Origin of the sequence: Roseateles saccharophilus, assembly GCF_004342485.1 — a bacterium.
GTDB lineage: Bacteria > Pseudomonadota > Gammaproteobacteria > Burkholderiales > Burkholderiaceae_C > Pelomonas > Pelomonas saccharophila.
This window is the reverse complement of sequence record NZ_SMBU01000024.1, coordinates 1-19,499: the sequence shown is the minus strand read 5'-3', so window position 1 is coordinate 19,499 and position 19,499 is coordinate 1. Positions and strand designations below refer to the sequence as shown.

Below are 19,499 nucleotides of genomic sequence, written 5' to 3'. Positions count from 1 at the left end.
CGCCGGGCAAGGCAGACTCCAGTCTCCAACGCAGGAGTTCACCATGCCCAAGACCGTCCAGTTCCAGCGCCCCGATGGCGCCAGCGTGTCCGGATATCTGGCCGAAGCCGAGGCGCCCCTGGGCGCCGTCGTCGTCATCCAGGAGTGGTGGGGCCTGAACGAGCAGATCCGCGGCGTGGCCCGGCGCTGGGCCAGCGCCGGCTTCACGGCCCTGGTGCCCGACCTCTACCGCGGCAAGAGCACCGTCGAGGAGGAGGAGGCCCACCACCTGATGACGGGCCTGGACTTCGGCGAAGCCGCGTCCCAGGACGTGCGTGGCGCCGTGAGCTATCTGAAGGGCTTGCAGCTCGGCAGCGGCAAGGTCGGCGTGACCGGCTACTGCATGGGCGGCGCGCTGACCCTGCTGTCATCCATGCTCGTGCCCGAGGCCGACGCTGCCGTCGTCTGGTACGGCATGCCGCCGGTTGAATATGTGGACGCGAGCAAGATCAGGCTGCCGCTGCAGGCCCACTGGGCCCTGCAGGACGAGTTCTTCGCCATCGCCGGCGTGGACGCGCTGGAGGCCAGGCTGCGCGAGGCCGGCGCGCGCTACGAGGGCCACCGCTACCTGGCCCACCACGGCTTCGCCAACGAGACGGCCCAGGGGCCTGGCCGCATCGCCAGGACGCAGTACGACGCGGCCTGGGCGCAGCAGGCCTGGGACCGCGCGATGCGGTTCTTCGGGCAGACTCTGGGCTGAGGCGGCGGACCGTTCAATAGCCGAGTCCGATCGACAGGATCGAACCTCAACTCGAATGCCCGGAATGGGCTGATTCAGGGGGGCAGCAGCGTGACCGCATCATTCGGTGCCTTGAAGGCACTTGCCCTGGGGGGCATGCTGGCGCTGGCCGTGGCTGCGGCGGCGAATCCCGTGGTCAAGGGTTTCGATCCCGTCGTCACCTTCTCGATCTTTCCGCCGCTGAAGCCGAATGGCACGGCCGACGATGCGCTGGAGACCGGCAATGTGAAGCGGGGTTATTTCCCGATGGCGGAGCGGGCCCGCAAGCCGTGGCGCATTGCCTATCTGTTCCCGCATATCAAGGACCCGTACTGGGTGGGCTGCAATTACGGCGTGATCACCGAGGCGCAGCGCCTGGGCGTGGGGGTCAGGATTTTCATTGCCGACGGCTATGACGACATCAAGGGCCAGTTGCGCAAGATGGCCGAGGTGACGGCCGACAAATACGACGCCATCGTCCTGTCGCCCATTGATCTGACGGCCAACAACGCGTCGATTGCCTGGGCGAAATCCCAGGGCATACCGGTGTTCGAGCTGGCCAACGACAGCACCAGCGACGACCTGGCGATCAAGGTCACCACCTCGCTGAAGGGCATGGGCGTGGAGGCGGCACGCTGGATGGTCCACGATGCGCTGCGGCGCGGCATGAAGTCCATCAATGTCGGCCTGCTGCCGGGGCCGCGGGGCGCCGGCTGGGTCAGCGGCGAGGTGGACGGCACCCGCGAAGTGCTCAGAAAGGCACCTATCGCCGTCAATATCGTCGACGTGAAATACGGCGACAGCGACCGCCATGTGCAGGGGCAACTGGCCAGGCAGCTGTTGCGCGAGCATGGCCAGTCGCTCGACTACGTCATTGGCTGTACCGGCTGCGCGCCCCCTGCCAGCGCCGAAATCCGGGAGGCGGGGCTGCAGAAGCAGGTCAGGGTCATCGCCTATGACCTGACGCGGGAAATCGCCGAGCTGATCCGGCAGGGGCATATTTCAGCCGCGGTCGACACCAAGGCGGTCAGCCAGGCCAGGGTGGTGACCGATGCGGTGGTCAATTACCTGGAGGGGCGTTCCGGAAACTCCCCTCACACCATCCTGATCAAGCTGGGCCTGGTGGATCAGAGCAGTTATCCGGACTACAGATTCGACACGACCATCGCGCCGGATGACTTCGTGCCGGTGTTCTCCTACAGCCCGGCCGACGAGAAATAGGCAGGCGCACGGGCCCTGGCGAAACCCAGCCCGCTCCGCGCTCAGATCGGCAGCGCCGTCGTCGCCTTCACTTCCTCCATCACCGCATAGGTGCGCGTCTCGCGCACGCCCGGCAGCGTCCAGATCACGCTGCCGATGAACTCGCGGTAGGCGCCCATGTCGCGCACGCGGGTCTTCAGCAGATAGTCGAAGCCGCCGGCCACGAGGTGGCATTCCAGGATCTCGGGCCGGGCCTGGACGGCGGCCTTGAAGGTGTCCATCACGTCCTGCACGGTGCGGTCCAGGTGCACCTCGATGAAGACCAGCATGGCCGCGCCCAGCTTGGCCGGGTTCAGCCGCGCCTCGTAGCCCAGGATGTAGCCGTCGCGCGTCAGCCGCTTCACACGCTCCAGCACGGCGGTGGGCGACAGGTGTACGGTTTCGGCCAGCTTGAGGTTGGAGATGCGCCCGTCGGCCTGCAGCACGCGCAGGATGCGTTCGTCGATCTTGTCGATCTCGTCGTCCATATGGATTTTGTTCGGCCGAAGTCGTGATCCTTGGAATTTAATCCAAGAAGACCCTGGATACATTGCCATATCCCACAGGAGACCGCCATGTCCACGCCCTTCGTCGCGCCGCCCGAGCAAACCCGCCTGCCCGACCCTTACCGCGCCGAGGCACCGGTCGTGCAGGCCCTGGCGGAGCGCCTGGGTGGCGGGCTGGACTGGTCCGGCGTGATCGCCATGGCCGGCCCCTGGGTCGAGCAGGTGAGGCGCAACCCGGCGCCGTTCTGGGCGATGGAATCGCTGCTGCGCGAGTACCCCATCACCAGCAGCGAGGGCCTGGCGCTGATGCGCCTGGCCGAGGCCCTGCTGCGCGTGCCTGACGCGCCCACGGCCATCGCGCTGACGGCCGACCAGCTTGGCCGCGCGGACTTCGACGGCGCCAGCGCCGGCAGCCCGCACAAGATGCTGGCCGCGCTGTCGGCCTCGGCGATTTCGCTGTCCAAGCGCTTCCTGCCCGGCGCCGAGGACGATGGCGGCCTGTTCAAGCGCCTGGGCGCTCAGACCGTCGTCGCGGCTACCGTGCGCGCCATCCAGCTGCTGGGCCGGCAGTTCGTGCTGGGCCGCAACATCGGCGAGGCCATGGGCGAGGCCGACGCGGCCCGCAAGGTGCAGAAGCAATTGCGCTTCAGCTACGACATGCTGGGCGAAGGCGCCCGCACCGAGGACGACGCGCGCCGCTACCAGGCCGCCTATGTCGGCGCGATCAAGGCCATCGCGGCCGGCCAGCGGGCGCATGCTGGTGATGTCGGCCCGGAGGCCTCGGACGGCATCTCCATCAAGCTCAGCGCGCTGTTCAGCCGCTACGAGGTGCTGCAGCGCGACCGCGTGTTCGCCGAGCTGCTGCCGCGTGTCTGGCAGCTCATCGAGCTGGCGGCCAACGCCAACATCAACCTGACCATCGATGCCGAGGAGGTCGACCGCCTCGAACTGTCCCTCGACGTGCTCGACAGCCTGGCCGCGCAGATCGCGCGCGCCTACCCGCAGTGGCGCGGCTTCGGCCTCGCCGTGCAGGCCTACCAGACGCGCGCGATCGCCGTCATTGACGAGGTCGGATCAATAGCCCGCAGGCATGGCCTGCGCTTCATGGTGCGGCTGGTGAAGGGCGCTTACTGGGACGGCGAGATCAAGCGTGCCCAGGAGCTGGGCCTCTCGCACTACCCGGTGTTCACGCACAAGCAGCACACGGACGTCAGCTACCTGGCCTGCGCCCGCGCGCTGATCCAGCACGCCGACGTCATCTACCCGCAGTTCGCCAGCCACAACGCCGGCACCATCGCGGCCATCGTGCAGATGGCGCGCGCGGCCGGCGCAGCCTTTGAAATGCAAAGGCTCCACGGCATGGGCGAGGGGGTGTACCGCGAGGTGCTGAAGGACGGCTCCATCCCCTGCCGCGTCTACGCGCCGGTCGGCGAGCACCGCGACCTGCTGGCCTATCTCGTGCGCCGCCTGCTCGAGAACGGCGCCAACTCCTCCTTCGTGCACCAGCTGGCCGACCCGCTGGTGCAGGTGCCCGAGCTGCTGGGCTCGCCGCTGCAGGGCCTGCGCGACACGAGCGCCCTGCCGCTGCCTCCGGCCCTCTACCTCGACGAGCAGGGCCGCGGCCGTGCCAACTCCACCGGCGCCGACCTGACCGCCCCGGCCCAGCGCCTGCCGCTGCAGGCCGCGCTGGAGGCCGTGCGCGTCGAGCCCGTGCCCGAGGCGACGGCCGCCGAGGTCGACGCCGCGATGCAGCGCCTGCAGGCCGGCTTCGCGAGCTGGAACGGCACGCCCGTGCCGCAGCGCGCCGCCATCCTGCGCCGCGCCGCCGACGCGCTGGACGCTCGCCTGCCCGAGTTCTGCGCCCTGCTCGTCAAGGAGGCCTTCAAGACCCAGGCCGATTGCGTCGCCGAGGTCCGCGAGGCCGTGGACTTCCTGCGCTACTACGCCGATATCGCCGAGCAGGACGCCGCGCTGATGCAGGGCCGTGGCGTCTTCGTCTGCATCAGCCCGTGGAACTTCCCGCTCGCGATCTTCGCGGGCCAGGTCGCCGCGGCCCTGGTGGCCGGCAACGCCGTGGCCGCCAAGCCGGCCGAGCAGACGCCCTTCGTCGCGCTGAAGATGGTCGAGCTGCTGCACGCCGCCGGCGTGCCGGCCGATGCCCTCGCGCTGCTGCACGGCGCCGGCGAGACCGTCGGCGCCGGCCTGGTGGCCCACGCGCACACGGCCGGCGTCTGCTTCACCGGCTCCACGGCCGTCGCGCAGATCATCAACAAGGCGCTGGCTGCAAAACAGAACTCACCGATCCCGCTGATCGCCGAGACCGGCGGCCTGAATGCGATGGTCGTCGACTCCACCGCCCTGCCCGAGCAGGTCATCGACGCCGTCGTGCAGAGCGCCTTCCGCTCCGCCGGCCAGCGTTGCTCGGCGCTGCGCCTGCTGTGCGTGCAGGACAGCATCGCCGACGGCGTCGTCGAGATGCTCAAGGGTGCGCTGCAACAGCTCTGGGTCGGCAAGCCCGAGCAACTCGCGACCGACGTCGGCCCCGTCATCGACGACGAGGCCCATGCCAACATCGCCCGGCATGTCGAGCGCCTGAAGCGCGACGCGAAGCTGATTGCCGAGGCGCCCGTGCACGACGTGCTGCCGCGCCAGATCCGCCCCGTGGCCTTCGAGCTGGAGCGCATCCAGCAGCTCGGCGAGGAAATCTTCGGCCCCGTGCTGCATGTGGTGCGCTTCCAGGATTCGGTCGACGAAGTCATCAAGGACATCAACGCACTCGGCTATGGCCTGACGCTGGGCCTGCAGACCCGCATCGACAGCCGCGCCCAGCGCCTGGCCGACGAGGCCCGCATCGGCAATGTCTACGTGAACCGCAACATCATCGGCGCCGTCGTCGGCGTGCAGCCCTTCGGCGGCGAGGGCCTGTCAGGCACCGGTCCCAAGGCTGGCGGCCCCGACTACCTGCGCCGCTTCACGGCCGAGCCGCGCGTGGACGCACCGGCCCCGGCACTCGCCCTCGATGGCCCGGCCACGCCGCTGGCCCTGGGCGCCGACGCCGCCTGGCGCGACACGCCGCTGATGGAGCGCATCACCACGCTGCGCCGCGCTTCCGACACGCTGGACGCGCCCACGGCCATCGCGCTGCGCAGCCTCTTCAATGCCGCGCAGACCCTGTTCGCCGACGCGGTGCTGCCCGGCCCCACCGGCGAGAGCAACACGCTGCGCCACCACGCCCGTGGCGTCTTCGCCGTGCTGGGCCGCGCCGAGAGCGGCCTGGCCGCGGTAGTCAGCGCGCTGCTGGCCGGCAACAGCGTCGTCTGGCTGGGTGGCGCCGAGCAGGCGCGCCAGGCCCTGCTGCATGCCGGCCTGCCGGCCGATGCGCTGACGCTGCTGCCCGAATCGGCCGCAGCCGGCGTACTCGCCGCGCCGCGCCTGGCCGGCGTCGCGCTCGCGTCCTCGGATGCCGCCACCGCCCATCGCCTCGCGCAGATCCTGGCGGCTCGTCCCGGCGCCATCCTGCCCCTGGTGACGGCGGCCGGCCATGCGCGCCAGCTCTACCGTTTCACGGCGGAGCAGACGCTGACGGTCAATACGGCAGCGGCCGGCGGCAACGCGGCGCTGCTGGCGGGCATGCACTGATCTGGAGATCCTAGAAACGGCAGTCGGGCACACCCGCTGGCCTGCCGCTGCGGGCCGCAAGCGGTGTTGCTCCTCCTCGTGGGCGAGAGCCCACGTCGTCGTCGCGCCTTGCTTGCAACCCGCTTCGACAGGCCCTCGGGCGCGCCCAACTGCCGCTTCTAGGATCGCGGCTCCGGTCGCCTGCGATAGCGCTCGGCGGCCACCTCACGCAGCGTCCGCAGCGTCGCCTCGGCGCCCGGCGACAGCTGGTGCTGGCGGCGCGTGACGATGCCGTAGGCGTCCATGCGCAGGCCCAGGTCGAAGGGCAGCACGGCCAGCAGGCCGGCGTCGAGATAGGGCAGCACCAGCTCCTGGGGCAGGGCGACGAGCATGTCGCTGCCGAGCAGCAGGTTGGTGATGACGGGCAGGGCCAGCGTCTCCACCGTCTCGACCGGCTGGTCCAGGCCGTGGGACAGGAAGAGCGCGGTCAGCCGGTCGCGCAGGATGCTGCCGTGCGGCGGCATGATCCAGGCCTCGCAGGCCAGGTCCTCCAGGCGCAGGTTCTCGCGCTCCATCAGCGGATGGCCGGCGCGCACGATGAGGCTGTGCGGCTCGTCGGTCAGCGGCTCGAAGTTCAGCTCGGCGGCCGATTCGGCGTCGAGGATGCGGCCGATGACGAGGTCGAGCTCGCCGTTGCGCAGGTGCTGGATCAGCAGCTTGCTGGTGTCCACCGTGATCGAGACCTGCACGCGCGAGTGGGTTGCCTTCAGCCGCTTGATGGCCTCGGGCAGCAGGCCGGTGGAGGGTGTCATCACGGTGCCGACGGCGACCCGGCCCGACAGGCCCGACTGCAGCTCCATCAGCTCCTGGTAGGCCGCGTCCATCTCGGCCAGGGCCGCGCCGGCGCGGCGGATCATCACCTCGCCATAGCGCGTCGGCTGCACGCCGCGCGGCAGGCGCTCGAACAGCGGCACGCCCAGGGCGTGCTCCAACTCGCCCAGCAGCTTGGACGCGGCCGGCTGCGTCAGGTGGGCCGCCTGCGCCGCATGCAGGATGGAGCCATGCCGGCCCAGCTCGACGAGCAGCACCAGATGGCGCGTCTTCAGGTGCGAGCGGACGAAGCGGTTGGCTTTGGGGTCGTGCATGCCGCGGGGATGCGATTACTCGTGATAAAGCTGGGAGCGGCCGCCGTCGATGAGGATGTCGGTCGCGTTGATGAAGCGGGCCTCGTCGCTGGCCAGGAAGAGGGCCGTGTAGGCCACCTCCTCCGGCGTGCCGACGCGCTTGCAGGGGAGCAGCTCGACCTGGCGCCGGGCTTCCTCCGCCGGGATGCTAGCCAACCATTCGACGACGCGCTCGGACAGGATGAGGCCGGGCGAGATCGAATTCACGCGCACGCCGCGCGCCGCGTACTGGATGCCCAGCGCCTTGGTCATGCCGATCAGCGCGTGCTTGGCGACGGGGTAGGGGAAGGCGCCCGGGATGATGCGGTGGCCGTGCACCGAGGCGATGTTGACGATGCTGCCGCCGCCGCCGGCCAGCATGCCGGGCAGCACGGCGCGGCTGCAGTGCAGCGCGCCTTCGAGGTCCACCGCGAAGCAGCGTTGCCACTGCGCCGCAGTCATCTCCAGCGGCTCGGCGAAGACGTCCATGCCGGCGTTGTTGACGAGCACGCCGATGGGCCCGAAGCGCGCGGCGCCCTGGGCGGCCATGGCCTGCACGGCGGCCTCGTCGGCGATGTCGGCGGCGACGAACATCGCGTTGGCCTCGCCCAGTTCCGCGACGAGCTCCGCGGCCAGCGCGGCTTCACCGGCCAGGCCGTTCAGGATGAGCTTGGCGCCCTCGGCGACGAAGAGCCGGGCGATGGCCTTGCCGATGCCCTGGGTCGAGCCGGTCACCAGCGCGACCTTGCCCTGCAAACGGGGAACTGAACTCATTGCGTGTAGCGCTTCCAGATGTCGAGCACGGGCAGCGCCCGGCCCTTGAAATCGAACAGGGTGGTGTTGGAGACGACGTTGGGGCCGGGCTCGGCCGAGCCCTCCTTCAGCGCCCAGCCGACCTTGCGGTTGGCGATCATGATCGGGTCCCAATACAGCACGCCGAGCACGCGCGGCGTGGCTTTCATCGCGCCGAGCAGCTCGGCCATGAAGTCGCGCTGGCCCTCGGGGCTGCTCATGCTGGCGGGATAGGGGCCGTTGTTCTCGAGCTGGCCGGGCCAGCCGTCGGCGCGCTTGGCCGCGAAGTTGAAGCCGGCCTCCATGACCAGCAGGTCGCAGTCGTAGCGCTGCGTCACGGCGGCGCTGAAGGCGGCCATCTGCGTGACGCTCTTGCGGGTCCAGAACGGGTAGTAGGACGAGCCGATGACGTCCCAGGCCACGCCCTGCTCGCGGGCATGATCGAACCAGTCGCGGTACTTGGCCTCGTCGCCGCCGCCGTCCAGGTGCAGCACGACCCGCGCGGCCGGGTGCACCGCCTTCACCGCGGCGTGGCCGGCCTTCAGCAGCGCGGCGAGGCGCGGCCAGTTCTGCGGCGTCGCGCGGCCCCAGGGGTAGAGCAGGCCGGACTCGATCTCGTTGCCCAGCGACACGAACTCCGGCGCCGTGCCCTGATCCACCATGGCCTGCATGACCTCGCGCGTGCGGGCCTCGACGAGGGCGTGCAGACGCTCGAAGCGCGCCGCCTCGTCGGGCAGCTGCTTCAGCTCGCGGCGCCAGGCATGGGGCGGGTCCTGGGTCTTGGAATTGGTCCAGAAGTCGCTGTAGTGCAGCGTCAGCTGGATCTGCATGCCCTGGGCCTTGGCGCGGCGCGCCAGGGCCAGCACGTCGGGCAGGTCCATCGAGCCCTCGGGCCAGTACCAGCCGTCGGCACCGGTGCCCGGGCCGGTGTGGTCGTAGAGCCGGATGCGCACGATGTTGTGGCCGTAGCGCTTCAGCAGGGCGAGGCAGTCGCCGGGCCTGCCGTCGCGGTCGCGGTAGACCGCGCCGGCGGCCTCCATCCAGGTCAGCGCCGAGATGTCGCCGCCGGCCAGGAAGGGCGCGGCGGCCTGCACGGGCAGCGCAGTCGCCAGCGCCGAGGCCAGCAGGGTGCGTCGATCAAGCACGGCGCTCGCCTCGGGTCTTCAGTTGGTCGAGCAGCACGGCAGCGAGCAGGATCAGGCCGCGCACCAGATATTGGTAGAAGGCGTCGACGTTGAGCAGGTTCATCACGTTCTCGACCGTGCCCATGATGAGCACGCCGATGACGACGCCGAAGATGCGCGCCTTGCCGCCCTGCAGCGACACGCCGCCCAGCACGCAGGCCGAGATGACGTCCAGCTCGAAGCCGGTGGCCGCATTGGGCTGGCCGCTGGTGATCCGCGAGGCCAGCACCAGGCCGGCCATGGCCGTGACGACGCCCTGCAGCAGGAAGATCCACACGCGCAGCCGCTCCACCTTCACGCCGGCCAGGCGCGCGGCCTCGGGGTTGCCGCCGATGGCCAGCGTGTTGCGGCCGAACACCGTGTGGTTGAGCAGCACGCCGAAGACGAGGAAGCAGGTCGCCGTCAGCCACACCGGCAGCGGCAGGCCGAGCCAGGTCGTGTCGCCGAAGCTGATGAAGCCCTCGTCGGCGATGCCCACCGCCTGGCCCTTGGACGCGATGAAGGCCAGGCCGCGCACCATCAGCATCGTGGCCAGCGTGGCGATCAGCGCGTTGACGCGCAGATAGGCGATCAGCACGCCGTTGCCAGCGCCGATCAGCGCGCCGGCCAGCAGCCCGCCGCCGATGGCCAGGCCCACGCTGCCGGTGCGCTCCAGCACCATCGCGCCCAGCACGCCGGCGAAGGCGATGGTCGAGCCGACGCTGAGGTCGAAGTCCCGCGAAGCCAGGCAGAGCATCATCGTGCAGGCCACCATGCCGATCTGCGCGACCGACAGCAGCAGGCCGATGACGTTGGCCGTGGAGAAGAAGTTCTCGACCGTGAAGGCCAGCACGACGAAGAGCAGGCCGTAGCCCAGCGTCATGCTGTGTTCCTTGAGCAGGGCGCGGGCGGGAGAGGTCATGGCGGGGCGCGGGGCGGTTTGGGGGAGGGAGGTCGTGTTCATGGTCAGTGCAGGGGCGCGACGGGCGCTCCCGTGATGTCGTCGGGCAGGGCCAGCGCGAGCGCGGCGGTCTCGCTGGCGTCGGCGCGGGCGAGCTCGCCGCTGATGCGGCCGTCGCGCATGACGATGAGGCGGTCGGCGATGCCCAGCACCTCGGGCAGCTCGCTGGAGATGACGATGACGCAGCAGCCCGCGGCCGCGACGTCGTGGATGATCTTGTAGATCTCGTTCTTGGCGCCCACGTCGATGCCGCGCGTGGGCTCGTCGAGGATCAGCACCTTCAGCCCCGGCTCGGCCAGCCAGCGCGCCAGGATGACCTTCTGCTGGTTGCCGCCGGACAGCAGGCGGATCTCCTGCTCGCGGCTGGGCGTCTTGATGCGCAGCTTCTTGATGAAGTCGTCGGCGCGGCTGGCCTCCTGGCGGTGGCGCAGGAAGATGCCGCCTGCCAGGCCGTGGCGGCGGCAGCTGATGTTGATGTTCTCGGCTACCGAGCTGTGGGCCAGGATGCCCTGCTCCTTGCGGTCCTCGGGGCAGAGCACGATGCCGGCCGCGATGGCGGCGCTCGGGCCGGCCGAGGACACCGGCTGGCCGTCCAGCCACACCTCGCCGCCGCGGCGCGCGTCGGCGCCGTAGAGCAGGCGCATCAGCTCGCTGCGGCCGGCGCCGACGAGGCCGAAGAAGCCCAGCACCTCGCCGGCCCGCACCGCGAAGCTCAGCGGCTCGGGCAGGCGGGCGCTGTGCAGGCCGCGCGCCTCCAGGCGCACCGGGCCGTGCTGGCGGCTGCGGTAGTCGTAGATGTCCTGCAGCTCGCGGCCCACCATGTCGGCGATCAGGCGCTCGCGCGGCACCGCGGCCATCGCGTCGTGGGTGACGATCTTGCGGCCGTCGCGGAAGATGGTGCAGGCGTCGCAGAGCTCGTACAGCTCCTCGAGGCGGTGCGAGATGTAGATCAGCGTGCGCCCTTCCGCGCGCAGGCGCTTGACGAGGCGGAACAGGATCTCGGTCTCGCGGTGCGACAGGCTGCTGGTGGGCTCGTCGAAGGCGATGACCTTGGCGTCCTGCATGACGGCCTTGCAGATCTCCACCATCTGGCGCTGGGCGATGGACAGGTCCGACAGCCGTGCGGCCGGGTCCAGCTCCACGCCGATGGCCGCGAGCTGCTCGGCCACGAGGCGGCGCGCGGCCTTGTGGTCCACGAGGCCGAGGCGCGTCGGCAGGCGGCCCAGCAGCACGTTCTCGGCCACGGTCAGCTCGGCCACGTATTGCAGCTCCTGGTGGATGATGGCCACGCCGGCCGCGATGGCATCGCCGGCCGAGTGGAAGTGACGCTCCTGGCCGTCCAGCAGCAGCCGGCCGCCGTCGGGCCGGTACTGGCCGCCGAGGATCTTCAGCAGCGTGCTCTTGCCCGCGCCGTTCTCGCCGAGCAGGCCCATCACCTGGCCGGGCCGCGCCTCGAAGCTCACCCCGTTCAGCGCCTTGACGCCGGGGAAGTGCTTGCTGATGTTGTCGAACTGCAGGGAAGACATTTCAGAGGCCCATCTGCTTCCGGAGTTCGGCCTGGTTCTGGCGCGTCATCAGCGTGCCGCTGGTCAGCGTGACCGCGGGCGGCTGCTTGCCGGCCGTGGCCCATTCGTACACGGCCACCGCGGTCTCGTAGCCGTGGCGTTTCGGGCTGATCAGCACCGTGCCGTAGAAGGCCGTGGGCGTCGGCTTGGTGAACTCGTTCATTGCCGTCTGGCTGCCGCCGATGCCGATGGCCAGCATCGCGTCGTGCTTGATGCCGCGGCCCTCCGCCGCGCGCACGGCACCCAGCGCCGCCTCGTCGTTCAGGCCGAAGGCCACCCAGCGCTTGAACTTGGCGTTCTTCGTGAACGCGATGTTGGCCGCGTTGAAGGCGCTCTCGGTGTCGGTCTTGGCCTGGGGCGCGTCGACGACGTTGGCGGCCGGCACGCCGGCGGCCTTGAGCGCATCGACGGCGCCCATCGTGCGGTCGCGGGCGGTGGGCAGCTGGTCGAAGGCCACGCGCAGCACACCGACCTCGTCCGGCTTCCAGCCGCGCGCCTTCATCTCGGCAAGCAGGCCCTGGCCGACCTGCTTGCCGATCTCGTAGCCCGAGATGCCCATGTGCGGGATGTCGGCGATGGGCTTGCCGGCGCCGTCCACGAGTTGGTCGTCCACCGACATGACCTTGAGGCCGTGGCGCTTGGCGGCGCGGTTCACGGCCACGCCCAGCTTCACGTCGGGCGCGCAGATGACGAAGCCGACGGCCTTCTGCGCCGCCAGGTTGTCGATGGCGGCCATCATCTTCTCGCCGTTGGGGATGCCGATCTTCACCAGCGTGAAGCCCTTGTCCCTGGCGGCCTGTTCGGCAAAGCGCCATTCGTCCTGGAACCAGGGCTCCTCGGCCTGCTTGACGAGGAAGCCGACCTTGACCGGCTCGGCGGCCAACGTGGCCAGCGGGGCGGCCAGCAGGGCCAGGGCGAGTGCGGCGCGTCGTTGCATCTTCAACATCGTTGTCTCCGTGTTCTTAGTCTTCAAACAGGGCGTCGGGCACGCCGAGTGGCTTGGGCAGGCGCAGGCCGAACAGGCTGCCTGACAGCGGCTGCGCGGCGAGGGCCTCGCGGCCCAGCTCCGAGCGGGCGGTGGTCACCATCAGCTGGTCCAGGTCCTCGCCGCCGATGGCGGGACAGCTGGTGTGCGCGGCCGGCGCGGCAAAGCTGTCCAGCAGCCGGCCTTCGGGGTCGTAGCGTGCCACACGGCCGGCGCCCCATTGCGCATTCCACAGGCAGCCCTCGGCGTCGACGATGGAGCCGTCGGGCCAGGCGTCGGGGCGGTCCATGCGGGTGAACTCGCGAATGTTGTCGACCTGGGCCGTGTCGGCGTCGTAGTCGCACTGCTGGATGCGCTGGCTCAGCGTGTCGCAGAAGTACATCGTGCGGCCGTCCAGGCTGAAGCAGATGCTGTTGGCGATGGCCACCGCCGGCAGGGCCAGCCGGCGCAGGCCGCGCTGCAGCGAGAACTGGTAGAAGCTGGCAATCGTGGAGATTGGCCTGCGCTCGCGCGCCTCGTTCAGCGTGCCGAAGACGAAGTTGCCGCGCCGGTCGGTGCGCCCGTCGTTGATGCGGGTGCGCGGCTCGGCCGCATCCACCGGTGCCATCGTCTGCAGCTGGCCCAGCGCCAGGTCGTCGCCCAGCGTGGCCAGGCACAGGCGCTTGGCCAGGCCGAGCAGCACGCGGCCGGAGCGGCAGTGGGCGAAGCTGCCCAGCCGGTCCGGCAGGCGGCAGGACTGCGGCGCCTCGCTGCCGGGCCGCCAGGCGAACAGCGTGGCGCCCTCGATGTCGGTCCACCACCAGCGGCCGGCCTGCCACAGCAGGCCCTCGCCGAGGGTGGCGGCCTGCGGCAGAGCGAGCTCAAGTCGGCCTTCGGCAGTCGTGGCGGGCCGCGGGGCGGGGCGGGTCATGGGCTCGGTCTCCGGTGTTCTGTTGGTCGGGGGGCTGGGCTGTCAGCCCCTGCTCGCTAAGTTACGGAGCCGTTCCATATCGGACTAATGAATTCTTTCGGTCGATCTATCCGGCGCCGGAATAGCTCGCGCTCAGGGCGCGATCTCCAGGCGGTAGACCGGCTTCACGCTGACCCCCCGCAGTTCGGCGACCTGTGGCTTTTTGTCCGCGAAATCGGGGCGGTGGGCGCGGTCGATGTAGATGGGTGCGTCGGCGCGCAGAGGCAGCACGCTCAGGCTCAGCGGCTGCTTCAGCAGGGCCTGCAGGTGCTTCAGCCCCACCTGCCAGCGCTGGCCGTTGTAGTACCAGTCGTCCAGCAGCCGCGTGCCGGCGAACAGGCGGCCGATGTCGCCGACGAAGTCCAGTTCCAGCAGTGCGTCGTCGAGGCCCTGCAGCGAGGTGGTGGAGAGGTCCAGCCGCCAGCTCGCCGCCTGGGCGAAGGCCTCGGGAATGGGTTGCAGGGCCGCGCCGGCCAGGCCGCCGCGCAGCACCGGCGGCGCCGTGCCGGCCTCGCGCACGAGGCGGGGGGTGACGGCGATGTCGTGTGCCGGCAGTGCGGCCTCCAGCCACCGGAAGACGCCCTCGGGGCTCGCGGCCATCAGTGCGGCGCCGTCGGCATGGGGCTTGGCGAGCGCCGGGTAGACGGCGAGCCGCATGCGGGGCTCGCCGACCGAGCGCAGCTGCAGCCGGCCCCGCTCGACCGACACCTGCTGCGCGCTGAGCACGGCGCGGCGCTGGCCGCCCAGCTCGACGATGCTGAGCTGGCGCGCCTGGGCCTCGCTGAGCAGCAGCACGCTGACCGCACGGCCATTCGCCTCGCCGATGCGCTGCAGCGCGGCGCCGCCGGCCTGCAGCGTGCGCAGGCTGCCGGCGACGCTGAACTCGGCCGGGATGCCCTCGCTGGCCGAGAACAGATAGACGATGCCGTCGCGGCCGGCGTCAAGGCGCGCGATGGGCTGGGCGGTGGCGTAGTCGAGAGCGACGCCGTCCAGGTCCAGGCCGAAGGGCCAGACGAAATAGGCGCCGTCGGCGATGTCGACCGGCCGGCTCGGCAGTGTCAGCGTGCGGCTCGGCAACTGGATGCTGAAGCGCAGCGCCTGCCGGGCCGGCATCGCGTACTGGCGCACATGATTGTTGAAGAACAGGAAGCCGCTGTCGCCGCGGCTGCGCACCGACCAGCGCGGCTGCGCCAGGTCGGCCGGCGTGTCGGGCGTCACGTCGGGCTTGCGCACCGTCATCGTCGCGAGCGGGGCGCCGAAGTCGTGCAGGAAATAGTGCAGCGGGCGCAGCCTCTGCAGCACCGGGCGCTGCTGGCCGTCGGGGCCCAGCGGCGCATTGAAGTCGTAGCTGATGCGCGGCGTGTCGTTGTAGCCGCCGCTGAGCGTGCTTTCCTCCAGGCCGGTGCCGGCGGTGCTGAGCGGGTTGCGGCCGCCGTGGAACATGTAATAGCCCAGCAGGTTCACGCCCGAGCCCAGCTGCACGGGCAGCATGGACGCGATGTCGTCGGGGCTGACCAGCGTGCGGCGGCGATACATGGCCGGCAGGCCGGCGCCGTATTCCGCGCCGAGGAAGGGCACGCGGTCCATGTCGGTCTCGGCCGTGCCGGGCGCGCTGGCCGCGGTCTGCGCGCCGAGGTCGCCGCTGACGCGGCTGCCGAAGCGAAAGGCATAGGTCTCCTTGGGCGGCAGCTCGGTCGTGCTGGTGCCCCAGGGCTCGTCGGGGTAGCCGCCGAACACCGGCGTCACTTCGCCCGAGGGGTAGACCGTGCCGTCCCAGCCGGTCACGGTGTAGAGCGGCACGTCGAGGCCGGCCTTCAGCGCCAGGGCCTTCAGCTTGCGGATATGACCCTCGCCGCGGCCGGGGCCGGTCAGGTTGTATTCGTTCTCCAGCTGCACGCCGATGACGGGGCCGCCGTCCTTCCACAGCTGGCCGCGCAGCTGGGCGCCGATCTGCGCATAGAGCTGCTCGACATGACCGAGGTATTGGGCATCGTCGCGGCGCGTGGGCATGGCGTCGACGACCCAGTCCGGCACGCCGCCGTAGCGCGCCTCGCCGTGCGCCCAGGGGCCCAGGCGCACCAGCACCTTCAGGCCGGCCTGGCCTGCGAGCTGCACGAAGCGTCGCAGGTCGCGGTTACCCTGCCAGTCGAAGCTGCCCGCCACCGCCTCGTGGTGGTTCCAGATGACATAGCTCGCGACGATGTCGACGCCGGCCGCCTTCATCTTGGCCAGCTCGGCGGCCCAGCTCGCGGCGGGGCTGCGCGAATAGTGGAACTCGCCCATGACCGGCAGCCAGGGCCGGCCGTCGCGCAGCAGGTACTGGCTGTTGGCGGCCAGCGTGTGGCCACCCGGCGCGCTGCCGCTGCCGAGCTTCAGGTGGCCGGTGGCCGGCGCAGTGGCGGGGGCGCTGGCGTCGAGCTTGAGCAGCGTCTGGCCCTGCGCCTGCGCGCACAGCAGCGCGGCCAGGGCGATCAGCCTGGTGGGGCGGTTCATGCGGTCTCCGGGAGTTGTCGTTGTCGTGTCGCGGTCGTCGCTGCGGCCGTCGATATGGCCGTCAGTGCGGCTGCCAGGCGTTGACGAAGGCGCGCGCGCGGTCGGCCACGTCGGCCGCGCTCATGCCCGGCGCGTACAGCGCACCACCCAGGCCGAAGCCGCTGGCGCCGGCATGGCGGTAGATGGCCATGCCTCCTGGCGTGATGCCGCCCACGGGCAGCAGGCGCAGCGACTTGGGCAGCACCGCGCGCAGGGCTTTCACGATGGGCGGCGTGATCAGCTCGGCCGGGAAGAGCTTGACCGCGTCGGCGCCGGCATGCACGCAGGCGAAGGCCTCGGTCGGCGTGGCCGCACCCGGCACGCAGTACAGGCCGCGTGCCTTGGCCAGCGCGACGAGCTGGGTGTCGGCATGCGGCATCACGATCAGCTGGCCGCCGGCCTGCTGCACGCGGGCCACGGCCTCGGTGTCGAGCACGGTGCCGGCGCCGATGAGGGCGTCGCCCGGCAGGCCTTGCGCGAGGCGGGCGATGCTGTCCAGCGGCTCGGGCGAGTTCAGCGGCACCTCGATGAGCCGAAAGCCGGCCTCGTACAGCGCCTCTCCGATGGCCAGCACCTCGCCCGGCTTCACGCCGCGCAGGATGGCCACCAGGGGCAGGGCCGCGAAGGCGGCGTCGAAGCGGTTGGGGCTGTTGCTGCTCATCGCAGGCCTCCTGGTTGGGCCAGCCGCCACAGGCCGGCCGGCGCGGTGTTGGACAAGGCCTGCGCGTCGGGTTCACCGAACAGGGCCAGCGCGCGGGCATAGCGCTCGCAGAGGGCGGGTTCGCCGATCAGGCGCAGCGCCGCGCCGCGCAGGCCCCGGGCCGCGCGCCAGGCCAGGCCGGCGCGCAGTTCGTGGCCGATCAGCAGGCCCGACAGGTAGTCGGCGCCGTCCGCGAGCGCGAGGCGGCCGGCCAGGCCCAGGCTGCGCACGCCGAAGAGTTGATTCGGCAGGCCGGCCTCGCCGTGGTCGCGCGCGGCGGCCACGCCCTGCTCGAAGGCCTCGGCCGATGCCGCGGCGGTGTCGGCCGTCATCAGCCGGCCCAGCACCGAGTGCTGGCGCAGCACGGCGAACAGCTCGCCGGTCATCTGCGTCGCGAAGCCGCCGACGCGACCGTCCTGCACTTGCACCCATTTGCTGTGCGTGCCCGGCAGCACCAGGCAGGCTTGGGGCGCCAGCGCGGGTTCGAGCTGCAGCGCGCCCAGCACCTGGGTCTCCTCGCCGCGCATCAGGTCGGGCGCGCCGGCCGCGCCGTTGCAGCGCAGGCCCGGCAGCAGGCGCACGGTGCGGCCGCGCCAGTCGACGTCGACGGCCAGGCGCAGCAGCGCGGCCTCGTCGGCCGGGCAGTCGGCATAGGGCACTTCGCGCCAGCCATGCTGGCTGCCGACCATGCCGCAGGCGAGGAGGGGCGCCGAGCCCGCGTGCCAGTCGGGGATCAGCGCGTCCAGCGCGGCGACGAACTCCTCGGCGCGGCCGTGCAGCGTCGAGGCGCCGGCGGCGGACTGGCGCAGCTCCAGCACCTCGCCGCCCGGCCCGAGGCGCATGGCACGCAGGCTGGTGCTGCCCCAGTCAAGACCGATCATCACCACTCCGCGACCGAGCCATCGGCGTGGCGCCACAGCGGGTTGCGCCAGTCGGGCGCGACCTGGCTGGCGGCGATGACCTTGTCCTCATCGACGACCACGCCCAGGCCCGGCTTGGTCAGCGGCTTCATGGTGCCGCCCTCGATGTGGAAGTCTTCCTTGTTCAGCACGTAGTCGAGCAGCTCGCCACCCTGGTTGTAGTGGATGCCCATGCTCTGCTCCTGCAGCACGGCGTTGTGCGAGACGAAGTCCACATGCAGGCAGGCCGCCAGCGCGATGGGGCCGAGCGGGCAGTGCGGTGCCAGGGCCACGTCGTAGGCCTCGGCCATGGCCGCGATCTTGACGCACTCGGTGATGCCGCCGGCATGCGAGAGGTCGGGCTGCACGATGGCCAGGCCGCCGCCCTGGAAGACGCGCTTGAACTCGAAGCGCGAGTACATGCGCTCGCCTGCCGCCAGCGGGATGCTGGTGTGCTGGGCCAGGCGGGCGTAATGCTCGTCCTGCTCGGCCAGCACGGGCTCCTCGACGAACAGCGGCCGGTAGGGCTCCAGCGCGCGCAGCAGCGGCTTGGCCATGGGCGCGGCCACGCGACCGTGGAAGTCGATGCCGAACTCGATGTCATGGCCGAAGGCCGCGCGGATCTCGGCGATGCGGGCCACCGCCTCGTCCACCTTGCGCGCGCTGTCGACGATGCCGAGCTCCTCGGTGCCGTTCATCTTGAAGGTGTCGAAGCCACCCTCGCGCAGCCGCTTGATGTCGCGGATGACGTCGGCCGGGCGGTCGCCGCCGACCCAGGAGTAGACCTTCATGCGGTCGCGCACCAGGCCGCCGAGCAGCTCGTGGACCGGCGCGCCCAGGGCCTTGCCCTTGATGTCCCACAGCGCCTGGTCGATGCCGGCGATGGCGCTCATCAGGATGGCGCCGCCGCGGTAGAAGCCGCCGCGGTACATGACCTGCCAGAGGTCGTTGATGCGCGACGGGTCCTGGCCGACGAGATAGGGCTCGAACTCGTGCACGGTAGCCTCGACGCTGCGGGCCTTGCCCTCGATGACCGGCTCGCCCCAGCCGCTGATGCCGGCGTCGGTGTCGATCTTCAGGAACATCCAGCGTGGCGCCAGACGGTAGGTCGTGAGCTTGGTGATCTTCATGGCCATTGCAGCAGTAACGGCCGGCAGCTTATGGCGATGCGCTAGATCGGAAATATGCTTTGTTTGCCCGGAGATATCCGATTTGGGGATAGGTGTGGGCGGTCGGTTTTCGGATCAGGTCGGCGGCGTCGCTCGGGCGCTTGGCGGCGGTGCGCGCCTGTCGGTACGGTCGAGGCGCCTTGCCTCCGGGCAGAGAGGGGTTCGCCGGGATTGATGGCGGAGATACCGAAGGGCGTCCCAGTTCTTGAACGGGCGACCGATTTGCAGCGGGTGTCGCGAGCCTACGCACGCTATATGGCGCCAAGCAGTCGTTCGGCCCGACGACAGCCGCTGATCGCAACGACGGGTTTACAAGGTCCTACCGTGGTCGGGCGCCCTGGACGGTTCACGCGCGCCAATGACGGCTTCCCTTCCGCTTGAACTCACGGTCACGACCCATTGCAGTCTTAATGTGGAAGACCTCTCCTGCCGGACGTGACGACGCCTGACCTGACGCCGGCCGGAGCGTTGGGGCGCGATGGGAGGACGCGTCAGGCGGCG

At 70.6% G+C, this 19,499-nt stretch carries 15 protein-coding genes; 3 read left to right on the top strand and 12 right to left on the bottom strand.

Going from position 1 to position 19,499, the window contains the following annotated elements; translation table 11 throughout:
* The first annotated feature begins 43 nt into the window (after positions 1-43).
* Positions 44-739 (top strand): dienelactone hydrolase family protein, encoded by a 696-nt coding sequence (locus EV671_RS17715; protein ID WP_132574162.1) that lies wholly within the window; start codon positions 44-46, stop codon positions 737-739.
* Between the two features lie 111 nt (positions 740-850).
* The gene (torT, locus tag EV671_RS17710) at positions 851-1,978 is read left to right on the top strand and encodes a TMAO reductase system periplasmic protein TorT (protein WP_243655787.1); all 1,128 of its coding nucleotides are present in this window, start codon (positions 851-853) and stop codon (positions 1,976-1,978) included.
* A 41-nt stretch (positions 1,979-2,019) separates the two neighbouring features.
* Here torT and EV671_RS17705 read toward each other — a convergent pair whose 3' ends face one another.
* Positions 2,020-2,484, bottom strand: coding sequence for an Lrp/AsnC ligand binding domain-containing protein (locus EV671_RS17705; RefSeq protein WP_132574160.1), 465 nt, complete (start codon positions 2,482-2,484; stop codon positions 2,020-2,022).
* Between the two features lie 87 nt (positions 2,485-2,571).
* Here EV671_RS17705 and putA point away from each other — a divergent pair, with 87 nt between their 5' ends.
* A complete protein-coding gene (gene putA / locus EV671_RS17700) occupies positions 2,572-6,141 on the top strand; it encodes a bifunctional proline dehydrogenase/L-glutamate gamma-semialdehyde dehydrogenase PutA (protein WP_132574158.1) in 3,570 nt (1,189 codons plus the stop codon).
* Positions 6,142-6,299: 158 nt separating this feature from the next.
* Here putA and EV671_RS17695 read toward each other — a convergent pair whose 3' ends face one another.
* The 11 genes from EV671_RS17695 to dgoD all read right to left on the bottom strand — a co-directional run bounded on the left by EV671_RS17695 (position 6,300) and on the right by dgoD (position 18,959).
* Positions 6,300-7,265, bottom strand: a complete 966-nt coding sequence (locus EV671_RS17695) for a LysR substrate-binding domain-containing protein (RefSeq protein WP_132574156.1) — start codon at positions 7,263-7,265, stop codon at positions 6,300-6,302.
* 15 nt (positions 7,266-7,280) lie between these two features.
* Entirely contained in the window at positions 7,281-8,057 is a 777-nt protein-coding gene (locus EV671_RS17690) for an SDR family oxidoreductase (protein ID WP_132574154.1), read from the bottom strand.
* The gene (locus EV671_RS17685; RefSeq protein WP_132574152.1) at positions 8,054-9,220 is read right to left on the bottom strand and encodes a glycoside hydrolase family 53 protein; all 1,167 of its coding nucleotides are present in this window, start codon (positions 9,218-9,220) and stop codon (positions 8,054-8,056) included. The genes EV671_RS17690 and EV671_RS17685 overlap by 4 nt, the downstream gene beginning before the upstream one ends.
* The gene (gene araH, locus EV671_RS17680; protein ID WP_243655786.1) at positions 9,213-10,160 is read right to left on the bottom strand and encodes an L-arabinose ABC transporter permease AraH; all 948 of its coding nucleotides are present in this window, start codon (positions 10,158-10,160) and stop codon (positions 9,213-9,215) included. The genes EV671_RS17685 and araH overlap by 8 nt, the downstream gene beginning before the upstream one ends.
* Positions 10,161-10,204: 44 nt before the next feature.
* Positions 10,205-11,725 carry an L-arabinose ABC transporter ATP-binding protein AraG gene (araG, locus tag EV671_RS17675; RefSeq protein WP_132574148.1) on the bottom strand — a complete coding sequence of 507 codons (1,521 nt, stop codon included), beginning with the start codon at positions 11,723-11,725 and terminating at the stop codon, positions 10,205-10,207.
* 1 nt (position 11,726) lies between these two features.
* The gene (locus EV671_RS17670) at positions 11,727-12,701 is read right to left on the bottom strand and encodes an arabinose ABC transporter substrate-binding protein (protein ID WP_132574275.1); all 975 of its coding nucleotides are present in this window, start codon (positions 12,699-12,701) and stop codon (positions 11,727-11,729) included.
* Between the two features lie 25 nt (positions 12,702-12,726).
* A complete protein-coding gene (locus EV671_RS17665) occupies positions 12,727-13,659 on the bottom strand; it encodes an SMP-30/gluconolactonase/LRE family protein (protein WP_132574146.1) in 933 nt (310 codons plus the stop codon).
* Positions 13,660-13,791: 132 nt separating this feature from the next.
* Positions 13,792-16,191, bottom strand: coding sequence for a beta-galactosidase (locus EV671_RS17660; RefSeq protein ID WP_132574144.1), 2,400 nt, complete (start codon positions 16,189-16,191; stop codon positions 13,792-13,794).
* Positions 16,192-16,252: 61 nt separating this feature from the next.
* The gene (locus EV671_RS17655; protein WP_132574142.1) at positions 16,253-16,891 is read right to left on the bottom strand and encodes a 2-dehydro-3-deoxy-6-phosphogalactonate aldolase; all 639 of its coding nucleotides are present in this window, start codon (positions 16,889-16,891) and stop codon (positions 16,253-16,255) included.
* Positions 16,888-17,811, bottom strand: a complete 924-nt coding sequence (locus tag EV671_RS17650; RefSeq protein WP_132574140.1) for a 2-dehydro-3-deoxygalactonokinase — start codon at positions 17,809-17,811, stop codon at positions 16,888-16,890. The genes EV671_RS17655 and EV671_RS17650 overlap by 4 nt, the downstream gene beginning before the upstream one ends.
* On the bottom strand, positions 17,811-18,959 hold the full coding sequence (dgoD, locus tag EV671_RS17645; protein WP_132574138.1) for a galactonate dehydratase: 1,149 nt from the start codon (positions 18,957-18,959) through the stop codon (positions 17,811-17,813). The genes EV671_RS17650 and dgoD overlap by 1 nt, the downstream gene beginning before the upstream one ends.
* Between the last annotated feature and the right edge of the window lie 540 nt (positions 18,960-19,499).